The sequence below is a fragment of the Halothiobacillus sp. genome (genome assembly GCF_028710545.1).
Lineage (GTDB): Bacteria > Pseudomonadota > Gammaproteobacteria > Halothiobacillales > Halothiobacillaceae > Halothiobacillus.
Window position 1 is genome coordinate 1 of the sequence record NZ_JAQTTX010000006.1, and the last position, 20,074, is coordinate 20,074.

The window sequence follows — 20,074 nt, forward strand, 5'->3', positions numbered from 1 at the left end:
ATACGGTACTTATCGCTTTTGGTTTCCGCCCCTCGCCAGCCCCTTGGCTCAAGCAGATCGGCATTGAAACCGACAGCAGTGGTCGCGTGATAGCCAACCAGAGCCCGCACAGCCCCGCATTCCAGACCACGAACGCCAAGGTGTTTGCTGGCGGCGACATGGTACGCGGCTCCGATCTCGTCGTTACGGCCGTGTTTGAAGGCCGCAATGCTGGATTCGGCATCCTCGATTATCTGGAGGTTTAATGTCGCCCAGCCTGTCCCGAGACAGGCCACATACGTCTAGGGAAGCGCTGATTTATTCAGTGCTTCCCGCTTGGGGCAGGATGCCCCAACACGAACAAAGACGTAAGTCTTTGATTCGTGAGAGCCATCGCGGGCGTGTACCGCGATGAGTGAGCTGATTTATTCCAAGGATGGAATAAATCAGCATTTACCTAGACCCTTTCGCCGCAGCACCCGGGCCCGCCTTGCGCGTGCTTGGGAACCCACACTCGACCTGCCCCAGCCTGAACAGCGTGTCACGCAGAGGTTGAGCGTGTTGGATTTTCACACCATCAGAGGCTCAGCACAGCATGACCCCAGACATCACCACATCAACCGCCACCGCGACGCTCAAGAATGACCGCTTTATTCGCGCACTGCTTCGCGAACCGGTTGACTGCACCCCGATCTGGATCATGCGCCAGGCTGGCCGCTATCTGCCGGAATACCGGGCCACGCGGGCGAAAGCAGGCAGCTTCATGGATCTGTGCCGTTCGGCGGATCTCGCCTGCGAAGTCACACTGCAACCCCTAGAACGCTTTGATCTGGATGCAGCCATCCTGTTCTCAGACATCCTGACCGTCCCTGACGCCATGGGCCTTGGCCTGAGCTTCTCCGCCGGAGAAGGCCCCGTCTTTGCAAACCCGCTGCGTGATCGTCGATCCATTGAGAAACTCCCTCTGCCCGACCCTGAAGGCGAGTTACGCTATGTCATGGACGCAGTCAGCACCATCCGGGGTGCATTGAATGGCCGGGTACCGTTGATCGGTTTTTCCGGAAGCCCCTGGACGCTGGCCACCTATATGGTGGAAGGCGGATCGACCAAGGAGTTCGCCCACATCAAAGGCTTGATGTATAGCGACCCTGCAAGCGCTCACCTGCTGCTGGACAAACTCAGCCGGGCGGTAACCGACTACCTCAATGCCCAAGTGCGTCGTGGCGCACAGGCACTGATGATTTTCGACACCTGGGGCGGCGTGCTCTCTCCGGAGAAATATCGGGAGTTCTCACTTGCCTACATGCAGAAAATTATCGACGGCCTGATCCGGACGCATGAAGGCCAGCGCATCCCCGTCATCCTCTTTACCAAAGGCGGCGGAGCCTGGGCATCGGAAATCGCCGCCTCGGGCGCGGATGGGGTTGGACTGGACTGGACCGTAGACATCGGGGCCGTACGGCAACAGATCGGGGAGAAAGTCGCCCTGCAAGGCAACCTCGACCCCAGCGTGCTGTACGCACCAGAAGCGGTGATCGAGCAGGAGGTTGCGCGGGTCTTGAGCGCATACGGTCAAGGCAGCGGCCATGTGTTCAACTTGGGTCATGGCATTCACCAACACGTCAACCCGGACAATGTCAACGTACTGGTCGATGCCGTGCACCGCCTGAGCCGCCCTTACCACCAGTCCTGAACCGTGCGCGCTGCGGCTGCCAGATGCGATCACGGAGTCAAGCAGAAGGTGAAAGCAGTGATGCCACCTTCGTCGCAGAAGCGCGTGTCATGAGCCCCCCGCGACCATTTGCCACCGGGGCCTCCTTGATATCATCAAGACCGAACACCACCAGATCGAACGGCACGTCGAAAGCCACGAAACTCAGCACCGGGACGCGAGCCTGTCGCCCACTTCGGTAGTGATAGCGGCGCTCGGACTCGGCAAACGGAATGTTCTTTGCCAGTAAAAACGTCATGACCGACTCAGGCGTATCCGCGAACAAATGTAAGGTCACCTTGGATTGACGATCCGCCGTCCCTGTCAACACCGAGCCGACCAGACGCGGTGAGAAGTCACTCAAGAAGTCCATAGCCTTCATTGCCTCGGCACGCAGGTTTCGGATTATTTCCTGCTGTTCCGGGCGAAAAATCAATTGATACTGGCGAATCTCCGCCTCCAGGCGCTCGCAATCCACTGCGGCAAACCGCTGGTCGATCGGCTCACCCAAACGCTCCGCAGCCTTACGCAGAGCCGTGAAGCGGTCGAGTGTTGCATCTTCGACGCACAATCGTGTAGCGAAAGACAAAACAGCTGGAGACACCGGACCGGTTGCTGCCATTACGGCCACCTCACACGATCAAAATAAATCATTCATCAGATTCTGCGGCACTACATCCGCCGGAATCGGGGCGGAGAGCCCGGATTCATCCGCGGGATCACGCGTCGTATCAAAATACTCACGCACGCCACCAGAAGCGCCTTTGGGCAACCGATTTCCCGTATCAGGATTGATCATGACCTCGACCACACCGGGCGGCGGTACATGGGGCTTATCCGTCGGTGGTGGCAGCATTGCCTGCATGAAATCAGTCCAGATGGGTAGCGCCGCGGTACCCCCGACTTCACGATGCCCCAATGGGGAGTTGTCATCGAAACCGACCCACGCCGTGGCGACCCAACCCGGCCCGAAACCCGTGAACCAGGCATCACGTTGCTCGTTGGTCGTGCCTGTTTTCCCGCCAATATCGTCCCGTTTCAGGGCACGATAAGCGCGAACCCCGGTACCCATCCGCACCACATCCCGCAGAGCAGAACGCATCAAGAAAGCATTCTGCGGGGAAATTATTCTCGGCGCGACACTCGGATCAGGCGAGTCCGTCGGGCAGGTGTCGCACAAATTAACTGACGGATGGCTATAGAGCACCTCGTTATCGCCGTTATCCACTTCGGTGATCTCATAGGGCGTAATGCGGTAGCCCCCGTTCGCAAAGGCAGAGAAGCCGCGAACCAACTCCAATGGCGTCAATGTATAACTTCCTAGTGCCATGGAAGGCGTGGGCGCCCAGTTTTGCGTGGGCAGACCAAAACGGCTGACATACTTGAGTACATTTTCTGGCCCAAGCGCTTCAATTAAACGAATCGATACCAAGTTGACAGAATGCACCAACGCCATCCGCAAACGCATCGGGCCGCCAAAGTGTTTTTCATAATTCTGCGGCCGCCAGTCAACGCCTTCTCTAACACCATTCTTCACCACCACCGGTGAGTCGTTGATCATCGTGGCCCATGTAAAACCATGATCCAGAGCCGCAGAATACAAAAATGGCTTGAAGCCTGATCCCGGCTGACGCTCCGCCTGTGTTACGTGATTGAATTTGCTGTCATGCGCGAAATCAAAACCGCCGACAAGTGCGCGAATAGCACCTGTGTCCGGATCCAAGGCAACAAAGCCCGCACTGGCCGCCGGAATTTCGGCAAGCATCCAATGCTGGTCAGCCTCTGCCTGCAAACGAATCAAATCGCCGGCCTTGAGCACATCACCCATCTGCTTTGGCTTGGGGCCGCACCTGTTCACAGATTCATAATGACAAGCCCAGCTCACCGCATCCATCCCAAGCTCGATCTTTGAACCATCCGGCATCAGAGCCTCTGCCGTTTTAGGCGCCACCGACAGAACCACAGCGGGGATCAACCCCCCAACGACAGGCGTATCCTGAAGCTTTTCCAGAAGCGCTTTAGGCTGGGAAAGCAAAGATTCCCAATGATCCTCGGCGCCCCGATAACCGTGACGACGGTCATAAGCCAGAAGACCATCCCTCAGTGACATTCGAGCCACTTGCTGCGCCTTCGGATTAATTGAGGTATGCACCACAAGTCCCATTTCGTATGCCTTCTCGCCATATTGAGCGAACAATTTCTGACGAATCATTTCCGCCACGAAAGGCGCATGAGTTTGTATTTCTGCACTCACAAACAGGTGCCCCGGAAGCGGTTCCTGCATGGCCTGATCATAAGTGGCCTGGTCAATTTTCCCGAGGGTAAGCATGCGTCCAAGCACATAAGCACGCCGCGCTAACGCCTTATCGGGGTTGGAAACGGGATTCACTGCCGAGGGCGCCTTGGGCAAGGAAGCCAGCATGGCGGCTTCTGCGGCAGTCAACTTATCCAGCGATTTACCGAAATACACCTGAGCTGCAGCCTTAACACCGTAGGTCCGGTTCCCCAAAAAGATCTTGTTCAGATACAACGTGAGAATCTGCTCCTTGCTCAAGCTGTGCTCTATCTTGATCGCCAGGAGAATTTCCATCAATTTACGGCTATAGGTTTTCTCCCTGCCCAGGAAGAAATTGCGGGCAACCTGCATCGTAATCGTTGAACCGCCCTGCCCTTTGTGCCCCGTCTTGACCAACTCGTAAGCAGCACGGAACAGGCTTTGAACATCCACACCACCATGTTCAAAAAAACCACCATCCTCAGCGGAAGTGAAGGCGTCGACGACCACTTTGGGCAATTCGGCGTACGTGACGGGGAAGCGGCGTTTCTCGCCAAATTCGGCGATCAAGCCCCCATCAGCGTCGTAAATTCTCATCGGAATTTGGTACTGGACCTTCGCCAAATCCTTCACATCGGGCAGTTGCTTGTTGTATATTTGATACACAACACCCACCCCGCCGACGGCAAAAATCAACAAAAAACCAAACACATATAGAGTAAATTTGATAAGTTTCATTTAGTTCAGTTAGCCATGTTTTTTTGCAACGCTGGATGCAAGATTACAAGAATATTCGACAAACCCACAGGTTTTGCCCTAGGATGCGTCGGTGGACTACAAAGTGCGCGCGCAACCTTAGCGCACACTCAAAGGGAAGGGAATGATCGTGCCATTATTTAGCTCAAAAAATCCTCGTCTCGGCGTTGATATCAGCTCTACTGCAGTCAAAGTGTTGATGCTGGAGAAATACCGGAACGGCTATCGCCCGGTCGGGTTCGCCATTGAACCCATTTCGCCCGGGGCGGTTCAGGACAAAACCATTACGGACACGGACGTTGTCGCAGGTGCCTTAAGCAGAGCGCTCTCACGCTCCAGGGCCAAAACCAAACACATCGTCATGGCCGTGCCGACCAGTGCCAGCGTCAGCCGGGTGCTGACCATCAGCAACCCCGGCAATGAATTCGAACTGGAAGAACAGGTACGAATGGAATCGGATCAATACATCCCCTTCCCTATCGACGAAGTCAGTCTCGACTTCGAGCCGCTTCATCCTGAAGCAGGATCAAAACAGAAAAAAAAGCAGTCCAATGAAGACAGCAGCATCCAGGTCATCATGGCGGCCACCCGTACCACCAATGTCGAAGCACGTGTCGCGGTAGCCGAAGCGGCTGGGCTATCGGTCGATGTCATGGATGTCGAGTCGTTTGCCATACAAAATGCATTCACGGAAATCATCGCACCCACTTTAACAGCCGAAGATCGCGCCCAGCCCGTCGCCCTGCTGGATGTGGGCGCCAACACCACCACGATCAATGTATTCAGTGGTGACGATATTATCTATAGCAAGGAACACCCATTTGGCGGCAAACAGCTGACAAATGAGATCTCCATGTATTACGGCCTCTCACCAGAAGAAGCGGAAGAGAAAAAACGTAATGACACTTTGCCCGATGACTACCATCGCAAGGTACTGCAACCCTTCATCGACAACATGGCGATGCAAGTGGAGCGGTTTATTCAATATTTCTATTCAGAAACCAATCGCGGCACCATCGGACTGATCCTACTCGGCGGTGGAACCGCAAATACCCCGGGCGTTATCGAACGGATTAACAATGAAACCGGCATACAAACGCGCAGCGCGAATCCGTTTGTTGCCATCGGCCAAGGATCAAGAATATCCGCAGAGTTGCTCGCCAATCATGGCTCATCGATGCTGGTTGCTTGCGGCCTCGCTTTACGGAGTTTCGACTAATGAGAAGAATCAACCTCCTTCCCTGGCGGGATGAACGCCGCCAAACCTTGCAGCGCAATTTCGTTCTGCATCTCGCGGGTTCAGTGGTCGCGGCTTTGATTATCGGTGGCGGCATTCACCTGTACGAACAGAACCAGCTCGATTTCCAAGATCAGCGCAATCAATACCTCAACGGGGTTATCAAGGATCTTGACCGGAAAATTCAATCCATTAACGAGCTGAAAAAGAAAAAGGCCGAACTGATCGCACGCATGCAGGTGATCGAACAGCTTCAATCCAGCCGTCCTGTTATCGTCCACTTGATGGAAGAATTCGTTAAAACACTGCCCGATGGCATTCAGTTGACCGACATCTCCATTAAAGGCGACAAGACCATATCCATTCAAGGTTATGCCGATGCGCAGGCACGGGTTGCAGATTACCTACGCCAGCTCAATGGATCAGATTACATAGGGAGCGCCATTATTGTCGGCTCGGGTATTCTTGCCCAGAATCCGGACAAGAAGGTACCCTCTTCAAATCGATATGTATTCTCGATTACCGCATCGGTCAAAACCCCCAAATCGGCCGATGCGAATAAGGAGCAATAAGAGATGGATCTCAACGAATTAAAAACCCTGGACTTCCAGACCATCGGGCTTGCGTCGCTTGGGACGCGCATGGTGATCTTCCTCTTCGTTATCGTCCTGATTGTTGGTGCAGTCATTTATTTCGACACCCTGCCTCAGCGGGATGAGCTCGCTCAAAAGCAGCGCCAGGAAGCAAGTTTGCTCGGAACAATTGAGACCAAGCAAAAGTTAGCCGCCAATCTCAAGGCCTATCAGGATCAGCTCAAGGAGATGCAGACACGTTTCGGCGAGCTACTCCGACAACTGCCAAATAAAAGCGAAGCTGAAAACCTGATTATCGATGTTGCCCAGACCTCTCTTAAGAATGGTCTTAAAAACAAACAGATCCAGCCGGGGCGCGAAATCAAGCACAACTTCTATGCGGAGATGCCGTACACCCTGACCCTGGAAGGAACCTACAACCAACTGGCAAAATTCATCAGCGACACGGCAAACCTGCCCAGGATTGTGACTTTACACAATCCAACCATCAAGCCGGAAAAAGGAGATAGCCCGGACATGAAGTCCCCACCGCTTGTCATGACCATTGTGACCAAAACCTACCGTTACCTTGAGCAAGGTGAAGGAGAAGGCAAATGACTCACAATCAACCTTTTTCCCATAAGCAAAAACTGCGATCCGCCAAATGGATACTTGTATTAGTACCCGCCACACTCATGCTCAGTGGCTGCGCGAACAACATGAGCGACCTGACACAAAAAGTCGATCGGATTCTGGCGCGGCCCGGAGGGAAGATTGAACCCATCCCTGAAATGAAGCCCCTGCCGAAATTCAGTTATGTGGAAACCAAGGATCGCACACCATTTGAGCCAGCCGTCACCCAGACAGCGAATAAAGGCAGCGGCATCACCCCAGACATGAACCGCCCCAAAGAGCCTCTGGAAATGTATCCACTGGATGCACTGGCAATGAAGGGTGTGCTCGAACGCAAGGGCACGACATATGCCCTTGTCCGAGATGGCGATGGCGTCATTCATGAGATTCAGGTGGGCAATTACATGGGCTTGAATTACGGCAAAGTCGTCAAGATCACGCCTGACAAGATCACGCTCGAAGAAATCGTGCCCGACGGACAGGGCGGCTGGCGCAAGCAAACTGCAATTGTCCAGCAAAACGCGACCAAATGATTCAAGGGGATAGAAAGCAATGAACAGCGTTATGGATGCAAAAACACTTTATCGACCACTGACCCGTGCCATTCGGCAATCGTTGGGCGTATTATCGATATCACTTCTTATTCCCGCCATTGGTTATGCAGGCGACATCAATACGATTAGCACCGACCGTACAGCGGATGGCTCTATTCAGGTGCACTTCAAACTTTCATCGCCGTTATCGGGCAGTCCGGACAACTTCCAGATTGATAACCCGGCTCGGGTCGCGATTGACCTGCCCGACACGACAAATAAAACCGGCGAACGGACCAAGAAGATCAATCTGGGCCCGGTCAAGTCCCTGATGATGGCCGAAGCCGGGGGTAAAACGCGTGTTGTATTCAACCTCACCCAGGCAACGCCCTACGCGATTAACCCACAAGGCAACGAATTAACCGTTACCTTCAAACCCGCCGCAACAAGTAACACGACAGCAACTGGATTGGCCGTCAGCACCACGGCTGGCAATAATCCCGTCACCGCAATGGATCGTGGACAGAGCATTGATTTCCGGCGTGCGGCTGATGGTGCCGGTCGACTCCTCATCCAGACCTCCGGCCCGAATGCGCCCATGAAAATGCGCAGCGAAGGCAGCAACATCATCATTGATCTGCCGAACACCCGTGTCGAGTCCGGTCGTTTTGGCGTCAAAGACTTTGCCACACCAGTCGAATCTGTTGATGTCCGTCCAATGGGGAACGGTAGCCGCATTACCTTGAAAACGCGCAACGCGGGCGAGCACATGGCTTACCAGACGGACAACCGCTTGGTAGTCGAAGTCAAACCCGTGCCCCAATCACAAGGCGCGCAGAATGTCGGCGAGAAAAAATATACCGGTGAGCGCTTGACGCTCAAATTCCAGGACATTCAAATCCGCCCACTGCTTCAGCTGATTGCCGACTTCACGGGCAACAACATCGTGGTTAGCGATAATGTCAAAGGATCCATCAGTTTACGGCTCGAAAATGTGCCTTGGGATCAGGCGCTTGCGCTCATCCTGGAAACAAAAGGCTTATCGATGCGCAAAAATGGCAATGTCATGTACGTGGCCCCCACGGAGGACATCGTGGCACGAGACAAGGCGGAACTCGAAGCGCGTCAGCAATCTCAGCAGCTCGCCCCACTCACCACCGATATTATTCAGATCAATTACGCAAAAGCCGATGACATCTACAAGCTGCTAGAGTCCGCATCCAAAACGAACAAATCGTCAGGTAAAGACGGCGAAGGTACGGACACGGCGCAGCGTTTCATCAGTGACCGCGGCAGTGTGACGGTTGACGCTCGCTCCAACAGCCTGATCGTTACCGATACCGCCAGTGCACTTGACCGCATCCGTGATCTGATTCAGAAACTCGACAAGCCCGTCAAACAAGTTCTGATTGAAACCCGAATTGTGATCGCAACCGACAACTTCGCTCGCCAACTTGGCGTGCGCTGGGGTGTGACGGGTGTTGGTCAGCATAACGGCACAACCTATGGAACAAGTTCAACTGGTGATGCTGCTCAGGCTTTGGTGTCAAATGTTGCTGCGGGCGCGGCAGCAGGTGTACCTGCTACTGCCAATTATAATTTCAACACGCCCATTAGTGGCACACCTACTGGCGGCTTAGGCTTGGCCATTCTGGGTTCCAACGTGCTGCTTGATCTGGAGCTATCCGCACTTCAAACAGAGGGCTCTGGTGAAATCGTCTCCAGCCCGAAAGTGATTACCACCAATGGTCATACGGCCTTGATTTCTCAAGGGACCGAGATTCCGTACATTGCGACCCAAACGGCCGGTGGTGTAGCCAGTAACACGGTCAGCTTCAAAAAAGCAGTATTGTCCACGGAAGTGACGCCGCAAATCACGCCAAACAACAACATCATTATGGACATCGATGTCAAAAAAGATGAACCGGACTACACCAATCTATTACCAGGCACCACTAACCCGCCAATCAATACCCGTGAAGTGAAAACTAAGGTTGAGGTTAAGAATGGTCAAACGGTGGTACTTGGTGGCATTTATCAGTTCACCAATACCAATTCAATTAACAAAGTCCCTTTCTTGGGTGACTTACCAGGCCTAGGTAATTTATTCAAGAACAAAGAGGTTAATAATCAACGTCTTGAGCTGCTGATTTTTGTCACACCCAAAATTATTAATAGCAACCAAGAGCTGGTAAATTCGAATTAATTTCGAGCCAAAAATTTAGATTGCACAATGCAAAGGAGCAACAGTTATGCTGAGTAATTATATTCGCCCAATGGGCCGAGTGATGGCGTTAGCTGCCGTTATGAGTTTAACGGCCTGCGGGGGTGGCGGCGGAACGAGTCTGACGCAGTCCAAACCACCTTCCATCACGTTGAGTGCGACCAGCTACAGTCTTCCGGTACAGAACACGGGCTATGTTTATCCCGATCAATCCAGTTTGTACAACGCGCGCATTATGGCGACAGCCGTCGATAACAAAGGCAACACGGTACCGAGTGGCCAGATCACCTTCACCGTCTCCGGTGGGCAAACCAATGTGGGCGCGCTCTACGAAAGTGATTTCAAAACAAAAGTTACCGATAGCAACGGCGTTGAACATCCTGCCGCTTTTTGGGGACTTCCAGTTGATATTTCCGGTGGAATGTCGCAATGCGTATTTCAGGCACACACCCAGACTGGAACAGCTAACATTGTCGCCACCTACACCGATGCAAATGGTCAATCAACCCAACAAACCATCCAAATTAATGTAGGTTCTCCGGTTAATACTGGGTTGCCGACCTCAATTTTCACATCAATTGCTGGCCTGCCTACATACGTGGTCGGCCAACAGGGCAGGAACAGTCAAGCCACGGTCACCCTCGGACTTTTCGATCCGGCAAATCAAGCCATTGCCAGTAATGGTAATAGCAACATTAAAGCACAGATCATCGGTGGCGATCTCGGCGGTGCGATGCTTGTAGGTGCTGGCGGACAAACAGGTAATACAGTTACCACATCACTAACTGGATCATCCGGCATATCGCAAATAAGTGTGAATTCCGGCACCGAATCAGGGTTACTGAAAATCCAATTAACTGCTGATGGCGCAGATAACAATGTTGATAATGGCATCCAGAAACCTGTCGTTAAGGAAATTACGATCCCAATCTCAGATGGTCGTGTCGCTTCATTGAGTTTTGGTGGTCCTTACATCAACGCGATTAAAAACAATCAAAGTTCAGCCACCCTTGCAACGGGGGATGCGATTGATCAGGGAACTTACTCACGCGCCATCAGTGTTGTTGTACAAGATGCCAACGGCAACCCTGTACCGAATACTTTGGTACGTTTTGGATTGATCGATTCACCATTAACAGCGGGTTCGTTCCCTGATCCCGGTTTTTCACCCGCGTTGCCATCAGGCTCTACTGGTCCGAGTGTTACCTTTGCTATCCAAGGCTCAAAAGGCAATCCGGTTGAAGGTGGCAATCAATTTACAGAAGCTGATGGTGTCAATCTGGTTACAAAAGGTGTGCGCCCACTTGATCGGCTAATCTTGGTGCCAGATGAACAAGGTACTCAACGAGACACTCTAGGCAGTCGAATCATTGCGAACCTGATTCCGGGCTCTACTTCAGGTGTAACTACCATCAGTAACTTCCTCAACCCGGTAACGCCTGGCTACATCGACGGCAATAACATCCCTTGGGTCATCGGTCGCGCTCAATACGGTAATATTGGCTCTACCGGAATCACCGACAGTAACGGTGTTGCAACTACCTTTATTACCTACCCGGTATCGCGTTTGAACCAACCCGCCATTCTGACGGCCGAGGCAGACGACGGAGTGAGCTCAGTGTTCGGTGCCTACTACGTGGGTGTTGCGGGTGGTACCTTGACCTCATCGGTCACCTCGGTTTCCGCAGGTTCGTCAACTTCCGTAACCATGTGCGCCACTGATGCTAACAATGTCCCGCTTCCTGGCGAGAACATTCAAGCGGGGCTGTCAAATGGCGCTACAATTAGCGGCTCAACCACAACCGGCTCCAATGGCTGCGCGAGTTTTACCCTCAACACGACGGGCGTTCCACCAGGAACACCACAATTCGATATTCCGTTCACTGTAGGCACAGGAGCAAATCAAACAGTTAAGATTTCTGTTGCTGCCGCTCAAACGGCTGCCAATATTGCACTGACAATTTCTGGCGCAACAGTAACTGATCCTACGCACAACACTAGAACGGTTACTGCAATTGTTACAGATACGAATGGCAATCCAGTTGCAGGTCAAACAGTGGTGTTTTCATTCCCAGCGCCGACTGATGATGGCACCCCACCTACTGCCGCTATCACTAATCCAGCTTCAGGCACGGCTTCTGTAACAACGGACAGTGCTGGTAAAGCTGCGATTACGGTGGACTACACTGGGAATGCAGGAGACACCTATTCCGCAACCGCTACAGCGGGTGCGAACAGTGCCACACAACCATTCCCTTACTAATCTGCTTAAAGGGTAGAGACACCCTTCATCAAGTAGAGTGATTAAGCCGCCGACTTGTTCGGCGGTTTTTTTATGTTCATAAATTAGGCAAAATACTGCGATGAAACATGCTTCAGATATCATCCTCATCGGCCCTATGGGTGCCGGCAAAAGTACGATAGGTAAAATGCTGGCCCACAGCATGAATTTGCCCTTCTTTGACTCAGACAAAGAAATCGAGCATCGCACCGGTGCCACCATCCCACTGATTTTCGAGATCGAAGGCGAAGCGGGATTTCGGGATCGGGAAGTTGCGGTTATCGAGGAGCTCACGCGGACATCCGGCTGGGTGCTGGCCACGGGGGGCGGAGCGATTTTGCGTCCCGAAAATCGGGCGGTATTTGCCGAGCGCGGCTTCGTGGTTTATTTGCACGCCACCGTACAGCAACAGGCTGAACGAACAGCCATGGATACCCAGCGCCCGTTACTGCAAACAAAAGACAGAGCAGGCAAACTGAACGAACTGATGACGATGCGTGAACCACTCTACCGCGCGGCAGCTGATCTGATTATTGAAACGGCTGGTAAATCACCGAAGGTAGTCGTCGAATTGATTCGGCAACATCTGGACTGAAAACCCTGTTCTATAAAGTGCGATGAAATCAAAGAAATCTCTTTACAGATGCCAAGGCCTCCTAAATCCCCCTCATTCCCCCTTTTTCAAAGGGGGAGGCGCACTTTTTCAAAAAAGGGGCTGGTGGGATTTACCGGTTCATAACCGGTGCCCGAAGGATTCTTTAAAAGGGAAATTAATCGTACTTACTCGGACCAGTCACGACTGGTAGGGAGTCCGCATGTTGCGCGCCTTTCACCTCGGTGATGCCGTTTCTTTTCCGGCAAGTCATTGTAAAGACGTTCCCTAAGATCGATGAAAAATGCTTCAATCACCGAAAGCGGGGCAACATCCACCTTGGCGATTGTTCGTTGAAATATTTTTTCCGAACTGACGCGAATTTCTTCGATGAGTGGCCAGGCTCGTGGCGTCAGGCGAATAATCTTGCAGCGTCGATCCGTTTCCGAAAGGATGCGCTCCACCCATTCGTCTTTTGACAAGCGATCCAGCATCGCTACCAAGGACGGGCCTTCCACACCAAGCTCATCGGCCAGTTCGGACTGGATCATACCGTCGGGTCTCATCGCAAGGATGGCCAATGTGCGCCATTTTGCCTGGCTCAAGCCATGGTGCGCGAGTTCTGCATCCATTAATTGGCGCCATAATTGGGTCACGCGCATCATCAAAACAGGCATTCTGTCTTCGGCGCAAATATCAAAATCTGGTGTAGGCATAGTCTTCAGTATATCTCCATAGTCGCTTTTCAATCCTCTTTTATGAGGCCGATCACCCTGAATGATTCCTTTGGAAGTTAAATTATTACCTACCTAAGTTATTTTTGCAGCGATAAAAAAACCGCCTACTCTCAATGAGTGGCGGTTTTGGCAGGCACCTGATGCAGATGATCAAATTCTCTGCACCAATCTAAACCGATTTCTCGGAAGACTGATCAATCAGGAAAAATCACTTCGGCTGTTACTCCTGCCTTTTTGGCGAGCGATTTCAATCGCTTCACCGCCTCCAACTGAATCTGCCTCACTCGCTCACGCGTCACGCCCAAATGATCACCCACTTCTTCTAGGGTATGGGTTTCATACCCACGCAACCCATATCGGCGAACCAGTACCTCTCGCTGTTTGCTCTCAAGCTGAGCCATGAGTTGATCAAGAAATCCATGTACGCCAGCGTCCTGCAATAGTTCATCGGGCTGGTTACTTTCCTGATCGGGGATCAGATCGAGCAACGAGAACTCACCGTCCCCTTTCAAGGGGCTATCGAACGAAGACTGCCGCTCATTGTACGCCATGACCTTAAGCACTTCATTCACGGGTCGATCCAGGTGATCGGCGATTTGCTCGGCAGTCACCTCGGCATTCTGGTTCTGCGCGATCTTTCTCGCCGCGCGGTTAAAAGTATGCACTTCCTTGACGACATGCACCGGCAAACGCACCGTTCGGGATTGATTCATCAAACCCCGTTCGATCGTCTGCCGAATCCACCATGTGGCATAGGTGGAAAAACGGAATCCACGCTCTGGGTCGAACTTTTCGACTGCCCGCATTAAACCAATGTTTCCTTCCTCGATCAAATCGAGCAAATCAAGACCCCGGTTCATATAGCGTCGCGCAATCTTGATCACCAGGCGCAAATTGCAGACGATCATTTTTTGCCGGGCAGACTCATCACCGTCCTGAGCTCGCCGTGAATAAATCACTTCTTCTTCCGCTGTCAGCAAACGCTCGGTTTCAACGTCGCGAAGATACAAGCGCACCGGATCGACAGACTCCGAGTCGCTGGCACTGAAGGTGATTGATGCGTCCTCATCCGTTGACTCAGGTGATTCAACATCGTCTTCAAGATCAACATCATCTACTGCCAACAAATCCCCAACGTCCACAGGATCGGGGGCCATCCGTTGACGTGCTGGAATTTGTACGCTGTCGGCACCGACAGACTTTTTACGTTGCGTCACACTACCCATGGATGGCTCCTCGCATATAAGCAAAACCCGAGTAAATTACATGTACAACTTTTGCATAGAAAACGAGCTACATCAAGAGAAATAACTAAAAAAATTGGCAATCTTGATAACGACCTAATCGAATGCACAAGTTATGCACATTAAACAACCGCCAAGAGATAAAGTTCCCCCCAGGCACAAATAAATCGATCCCTTGAAAAGCAGAATCAACCGGATGCCTGCGCCACCCATCAGAAAGACACAATTTTCACTCAAGAGCGCCCCCTGTTATCTCACGAAAGGTTATCCTCTCAGGCAGCATCATCTGCCACCTGGCAAGAACCAATTTGGCCATTGATATTTTCCTTGGTTGATGGGACTGGTCGAATGAGAATGAAGTCATGACAGAACAAGACCGCGCGGACGTTTCCTCTACCCCTTTTCTGGGACTGGCTCCCTTTTTGCGCGCCAGCATCGAAGGGCAGGATTTACAGGCTTTTGCCAGAGCGGCTTTGGGCAACCTGAACCAATTCCCGCAGGATGCGAACCTCTGGATGAATCTGTCCACCTTGATGTTCAGCCTGGGGCAACGTGAATCGGCCTTTGCCACGCAGAATCAGGGGTTATCGCTACAACGCGGCTTTGAGATTCCCGCACTGACACAACCCAGCAGCTACAGGATTCTGATGCTGATGGTTCCGGGCGATATTGCGGCCAACACGCCACTCGATTGCTTGCTCGAAGGCAGTGACATTGATCTGCTTTGCCATTACTGCGCACTCGACGCACTCCTACCCGACCCGTTGCCGCCCCATGATGCCGTTTTCATCGCGATTGGCGACGCCCCACAGCACCGCCCGCTTCTGACTGCGTTGGTCACCGCATTGAACGACTGGCCCGTGCGCGTGTTGAATCGACCGCAAGCCATCCCGAATACCCAACGGGACACGGCCTGCCAGATACTGCACGACATCCCCGGCGTACTCATGCCGACGACGTACCGCATATCGCGGGAACAACTGGCCGCCGTCGCGGAAACGTCGCAGCCGCTAACGCACATTGCCGCCGACCTGGACTTCCCGCTGATCGTGCGCCCGTTCGACTCCCACGCCGGGCGTGATCTTGAGCGGATGGCTGATAGCGCGGCGTTACAGGGTTATCTCGATCATGTGCCCTCAACAGAGTTCTTCATCGCACCCTTCATCGATTACAGCGGAGCCGATGGCCTGTTCCGCAAGTTTAGAATCGCACTGGTCGGCGGAAAACCCTTTGCTGTTCACATGGCTGTTTCCGCAAACTGGATGATCCATTACGTCAACGCGGGCATGTATGAAGATGCGGAAAAACGGCTGGAAGAAGCACAGTTCATGCTGCACTTTGACGCATTCATCACCCGACATGGGCAGGCGCTCAGCATGATCGCGGAACGAATGGGGCTGGACTATGTCTTGTTTGACGGTGCCGAAACGCAAGCAGGCGAGCTGCTCATTTTCGAAATCGATCATGTGATGGTGGTGCATGCCATGGACCCGGTTGAGCTGTTTCCTTATAAACAAGAGCCGATCCAGCAAATTCAGAACGCCTTCCGTCAGTTGCTGGCAACAGCTACCACAGAAACGGAATAACACGATGCCTTTGCAGCAAAATATGAATAACAGCCTGAATTTCTCTGGCGGGCCGGGTGCGCTACCAGCAACCGTCCTCGCACAGGTTCAGGAAGCCATTATCTGTGTGCCTGAGGTGGGGCTCTCCATTCTTGGCATCAGTCATCGATCCGAATGGTTCGCTGAAGTGGTGCGAGAACTGGAAAACAATATTCGACGCCTGCTGGGGCTCGATCAGGGTTATCACGTGCTGTTCCTGCAAGGCGGTGCGACCCAACAGTTTTCCATGGTACCCATGACCCTGCTGCACGGAAAAACCGAACCCCCGGAATACCTTCATACGGGTTACTGGAGCGGCAAGGTGCTGGGCGAAGCCCGTAAAGAAACCAAACTGCGCGTCTTGTGGAGTGGCGAGGCAGATGGGTTCCACAGGCTCCCTGCCGATGAGGAGCTGGATTTTTCCGCCACCGCACCCTACCTGCATTATGTCTCCAATGAGACGGTCGAAGGCTTGCAGTTTCATCGCGTTTTGGGGCGAGACGATGTGCCACGTGTCTGCGACATGTCTTCTGATTTCCTGTCCAAACCCTGCGAAGCAGACCGCTTTGGCATTATCTACGCCCATGCGCAGAAGAACATCGGCCCGGCCGGGGTGACCGTCGTTTTGATTCGAGACGAACTGTTGCAGGACATGCCCGATAACCTGCCGGGGTGGCTGGATTATCGCAGCCATATCAAGGCACACTCCAATTACAACACCCCGCCGGTTTTCGCGATCTACGTCGTTCTGCTTGTCACACGCTGGCTTTTGGACGACATCGGCGGGCTGAACGCCATGAACACACTCAATCAACGCAAAGCCGCCCTGCTTTATGAAGCGCTCGATCAGAGCGACGGTTTCTATCAGGGACGTGCCGCGATGGCGGATCGCTCATTGATGAATGTCGTGTTCAATCTTGCCACGCCGGAACTGGAACAACGCTTCCTCGCTGCCAGTCGAAATGCCGGGTTCTCGGGTTTATCCGGGCACCGGGCCATCGGCGGGATTCGTGCATCAATCTACAACGGATTGGAGCTTCATGCGGTCGAAAAGCTGATAGATTTCATGCTCGAGTTCCAAAAAACGAGATAACATAACGGAGCTGGGCGGATACTCCACGACCTCGTGCGGGGTAGGGAAATCGTCACAGGCCCATTTCCACAATGGATTAACGGAGAGGGTATTTCACATGCAGAAGAAAAGTCGTCAGCATCGCCTGCACGCTCGGGTTACCGAGTTCCTGCTTCCCCCTATTGATGATGGCCTCGTACTGGGCTTGCACTCACCAATCGGCCATGTCGCCGTCGGCAAAGCCTTAAACCTGCTCTCATCGACTGCCTATGAGCATATTCCCATTGAGGATGATGTGATCAGCGACATCCTGATCCGTAGCGCCATTCTGCGCAAAATCGGAGCGGAGGTCGTCGTTTCCTTTATTCTCAAAGAAATCAAACCCTTGATGGGGTCCGAAGAAATTCTGCATCTGAATCTTGATGTCGAACTCATTATCGAGAGTGATCATTCGTGAGCCTGAACCACGCATTACAGGTTGGAGATAGCCTGTGCGCGCGTGTGTTGTCCGTGCCCTGCTCCAAGCGATTGCTCGATATCCAACCTGACCTGGTTTCAATAACAGGAGCCTATGCCGTACTCAATGAGCAAGGTCAGTACCTGGGGCTGGTTAATTCACGAGAAGTTGCCTTATTCCCCAACCGTATCTTTGCCGATCTGATCACCCGGCGACAGCCTCCACCTTTAAGTGCCGACACCCCGCTTGAAGTTGCGCTCACCATTTTCAACCACGCCAAGGTTGACTTCCTCGCCGTATTGGATGACCAAGGGCAGTATTGCGGAACGATTTCCCGGTTCTCACTATTCAACGCGCTGCTCAATCACGAGCACCAATTACTCTTGGAGAAATCAGCGCTGGTCGATCGATTGATTGCCGAATTGTCTCACCACAAAATAGCGGAGACGGTGTTCAATGCGACATCCGAAGGCATCATGGTTACCGATGAAAACTCGGTCATCCTGAAAGTGAATCCGGCGTTCAGCAACACGACCGGGTACTCAGCCGAAGAGGCCATCGGTCAGACCCCGCACCTGCTATCTTCCGGCAAACAGGACAAGGCGTTTTATCAGGAGATGTGGTGTTCTATTACCACCCGGAACCAGTGGCAGGGGGAAATCTGGAATCGCCGCAAGAGTGGTGAAATTTACCCGGAGTGGCTCACGATCAATCGCATACGAACGCCTGAGGAGAATGGGATCCGCTATGTCGGCGTTTTCTCTGACATCAGCCTTCATAAAGAACTGGAAAACACACTTCAGCGGCTCGCCTATTATGATTCCCTCACCGGCCTGCCCAACCGAACCCTGTTGCGTAACCGCTTGGACTTCCTAATCACCAATCGAAAACATGATGAAAGCAACAGCAAGATAGCGCTTGTATTCATCGACCTGGACAACTTCAAATACATAAATGACGCACTGGGGCACCAAATAGGCGATGCCGTCCTGATCGAAGTCGGCAAGCGGCTGCGTGATGCAATGTGCGAGAGCGACACCGTAGCACGCTTCGGTGGGGACGAGTTTGCCGCCTTGATCGCCCAATATGAATCAGAGACTTCATTGGCCCGCTGCGTTCGGAAAATCTTCGACCACCTCAATGGACATATTCTGATCGAGGGGCACGAGGTATTCGTCAGCGTCAGCATCGGTGTAGCCCAGTACCCCCAGGATGCCAGCGATTGTGATGGCCTTCTCCAACTCGCCGACATCGCCATGTACCGGGCCAAAGATTCGGGACGAGAGCAGATCTCTTATTACGCACCGGAGATGAACCGGAAAGTCGTCGATCGATTGAAAATCGAAAATGCCCTGCGCAATGCGTTCGAAAACGACCGTTTTTGGTTGGCGTGGCAGCCACAGGTCGACCTGAAAACCGAACGATTCATCGGCGTTGAAGTATTAATGCGCTGCTCCGCGCCCGAACTCGATGGCATTGGGCCAGACATCTTTATCCCTATTGCCGAGGAAAATGGATTGATCGCTCGACTGGGCGAATGGGCACTGAAAAAAGCTGTCGCAGATGCGCTTGAACATCTGCTCCCGGTCGTTGATCAAGGGTTTCGAGTGGCCGTCAATCTCTCGCCCGTCCAGCTGAACAAATCGACCATCGACCTTGTTCTTCCTCTGGCCAGAGCATTGATGGAGAAGAATCTGATTCTGGAAATCGAAATGACCGAATCGGTAGTCATGAAGGATCGGACTCATGCCATCGGTTATTTGCAGACCATGGCAGGGTTCGGGATCGAGTTTTCGATAGATGATTTCGGCACAGGATACTCAAACCTTTCCCGCTTGGCCGACTTACCCATTCATCGACTAAAAATCGACCAATCGTTCATTCAAAAGATGACCGATACCGGCCACCGAATGAACCAGATGATTCAGGCGATTATTGACATGGGCCATGCGCTGGAGATCAAAGTGCTCGCCGAGGGCATTGAAACACTGGAGCAGAAGCAGGCCCTGACCGCCCTGGGCTGTGATGAAGCACAGGGCTACTTCTATGCGAAGCCCATGAAACTGGCGGAGTTCCGCGCACTTTTGGCAAAACAATCCACTTCATCGGATGAAAGCCCCCCCTAACTCAGACCCCAAACTTAAGGCAACAGTGCGTATAATTTCGC

The 20,074-nt window shown here is 52.7% G+C and carries 17 protein-coding genes; 13 read left to right on the top strand and 4 right to left on the bottom strand.

Annotated features, from left to right (window positions below):
• Both PHD44_RS01835 and hemE read left to right on the top strand, forming a co-directional pair.
• On the top strand, positions 1-245 hold a 245-nt coding region (locus PHD44_RS01835; RefSeq protein ID WP_300187409.1), incomplete at its 5' end, for an FAD-dependent oxidoreductase.
• A 329-nt stretch (positions 246-574) separates the two neighbouring features.
• Complete coding sequence (gene hemE / locus PHD44_RS01840) at positions 575-1,672, top strand: uroporphyrinogen decarboxylase (protein ID WP_300187412.1); 1,098 nt, start codon at positions 575-577, stop codon at positions 1,670-1,672.
• Positions 1,673-1,709: 37 nt separating this feature from the next.
• Here the strand turns inward: hemE and PHD44_RS01845 are convergent, their stop codons facing one another.
• Entirely contained in the window at positions 1,710-2,312 is a 603-nt protein-coding gene (locus tag PHD44_RS01845; RefSeq protein ID WP_300187415.1) for a hypothetical protein, read from the bottom strand.
• An 18-nt stretch (positions 2,313-2,330) separates the two neighbouring features.
• Positions 2,331-4,703 (bottom strand): penicillin-binding protein 1A, encoded by a 2,373-nt coding sequence (locus PHD44_RS01850; protein ID WP_300187417.1) that lies wholly within the window; start codon positions 4,701-4,703, stop codon positions 2,331-2,333.
• A 148-nt stretch (positions 4,704-4,851) separates the two neighbouring features.
• Here PHD44_RS01850 and pilM point away from each other — a divergent pair, with 148 nt between their 5' ends.
• The 7 genes from pilM to aroK all read left to right on the top strand — a co-directional run bounded on the left by pilM (position 4,852) and on the right by aroK (position 12,796).
• Entirely contained in the window at positions 4,852-5,940 is a 1,089-nt protein-coding gene (gene pilM / locus PHD44_RS01855) for a type IV pilus assembly protein PilM (RefSeq protein WP_300187419.1), read from the top strand.
• Positions 5,940-6,530, top strand: coding sequence for a PilN domain-containing protein (locus PHD44_RS01860; RefSeq protein WP_300187422.1), 591 nt, complete (start codon positions 5,940-5,942; stop codon positions 6,528-6,530). Before pilM ends, PHD44_RS01860 begins: the two co-directional genes overlap by 1 nt.
• A 3-nt stretch (positions 6,531-6,533) precedes the next feature.
• Positions 6,534-7,148: a type 4a pilus biogenesis protein PilO gene (locus tag PHD44_RS01865; RefSeq protein WP_300187425.1), complete on the top strand. Its 615-nt coding sequence runs from the start codon at positions 6,534-6,536 to the stop codon at positions 7,146-7,148.
• The gene (locus tag PHD44_RS01870; RefSeq protein ID WP_300187428.1) at positions 7,145-7,696 is read left to right on the top strand and encodes a pilus assembly protein PilP; all 552 of its coding nucleotides are present in this window, start codon (positions 7,145-7,147) and stop codon (positions 7,694-7,696) included. The genes PHD44_RS01865 and PHD44_RS01870 overlap by 4 nt, the downstream gene beginning before the upstream one ends.
• 82 nt (positions 7,697-7,778) lie before the next feature.
• A complete protein-coding gene (gene pilQ / locus PHD44_RS01875) occupies positions 7,779-9,902 on the top strand; it encodes a type IV pilus secretin PilQ (protein ID WP_300187431.1) in 2,124 nt (707 codons plus the stop codon).
• A 46-nt stretch (positions 9,903-9,948) separates the two neighbouring features.
• On the top strand, positions 9,949-12,183 hold the full coding sequence (locus PHD44_RS01880) for a hypothetical protein (protein WP_300187434.1): 2,235 nt from the start codon (positions 9,949-9,951) through the stop codon (positions 12,181-12,183).
• Positions 12,184-12,283: 100 nt separating this feature from the next.
• Positions 12,284-12,796, top strand: a complete 513-nt coding sequence (gene aroK / locus PHD44_RS01885) for a shikimate kinase AroK (protein ID WP_300187437.1) — start codon at positions 12,284-12,286, stop codon at positions 12,794-12,796.
• A 185-nt stretch (positions 12,797-12,981) separates the two neighbouring features.
• Here aroK and PHD44_RS01890 read toward each other — a convergent pair whose 3' ends face one another.
• Both PHD44_RS01890 and rpoS read right to left on the bottom strand, forming a co-directional pair.
• A complete protein-coding gene (locus tag PHD44_RS01890) occupies positions 12,982-13,542 on the bottom strand; it encodes a MarR family winged helix-turn-helix transcriptional regulator (protein ID WP_300187440.1) in 561 nt (186 codons plus the stop codon).
• A gap of 182 nt (positions 13,543-13,724) precedes the next feature.
• Positions 13,725-14,756, bottom strand: coding sequence for an RNA polymerase sigma factor RpoS (gene rpoS / locus PHD44_RS01895; protein ID WP_300187443.1), 1,032 nt, complete (start codon positions 14,754-14,756; stop codon positions 13,725-13,727).
• A 380-nt stretch (positions 14,757-15,136) separates the two neighbouring features.
• On the opposite strand from rpoS, the gene PHD44_RS01900 reads away from it, so the two are divergent.
• The 4 genes from PHD44_RS01900 to PHD44_RS01915 all read left to right on the top strand — a co-directional run bounded on the left by PHD44_RS01900 (position 15,137) and on the right by PHD44_RS01915 (position 20,033).
• Positions 15,137-16,360, top strand: a complete 1,224-nt coding sequence (locus PHD44_RS01900) for a hypothetical protein (RefSeq protein ID WP_300187446.1) — start codon at positions 15,137-15,139, stop codon at positions 16,358-16,360.
• A gap of 4 nt (positions 16,361-16,364) precedes the next feature.
• Complete coding sequence (locus PHD44_RS01905) at positions 16,365-17,471, top strand: phosphoserine transaminase (RefSeq protein ID WP_300187449.1); 1,107 nt, start codon at positions 16,365-16,367, stop codon at positions 17,469-17,471.
• Between the two features lie 97 nt (positions 17,472-17,568).
• Positions 17,569-17,907 carry a hypothetical protein gene (locus tag PHD44_RS01910; RefSeq protein ID WP_300187451.1) on the top strand — a complete coding sequence of 113 codons (339 nt, stop codon included), beginning with the start codon at positions 17,569-17,571 and terminating at the stop codon, positions 17,905-17,907.
• Positions 17,904-20,033 carry an EAL domain-containing protein gene (locus tag PHD44_RS01915; RefSeq protein ID WP_300187454.1) on the top strand — a complete coding sequence of 710 codons (2,130 nt, stop codon included), beginning with the start codon at positions 17,904-17,906 and terminating at the stop codon, positions 20,031-20,033. Before PHD44_RS01910 ends, PHD44_RS01915 begins: the two co-directional genes overlap by 4 nt.
• The last annotated feature ends 41 nt before the right edge of the window (positions 20,034-20,074 follow it).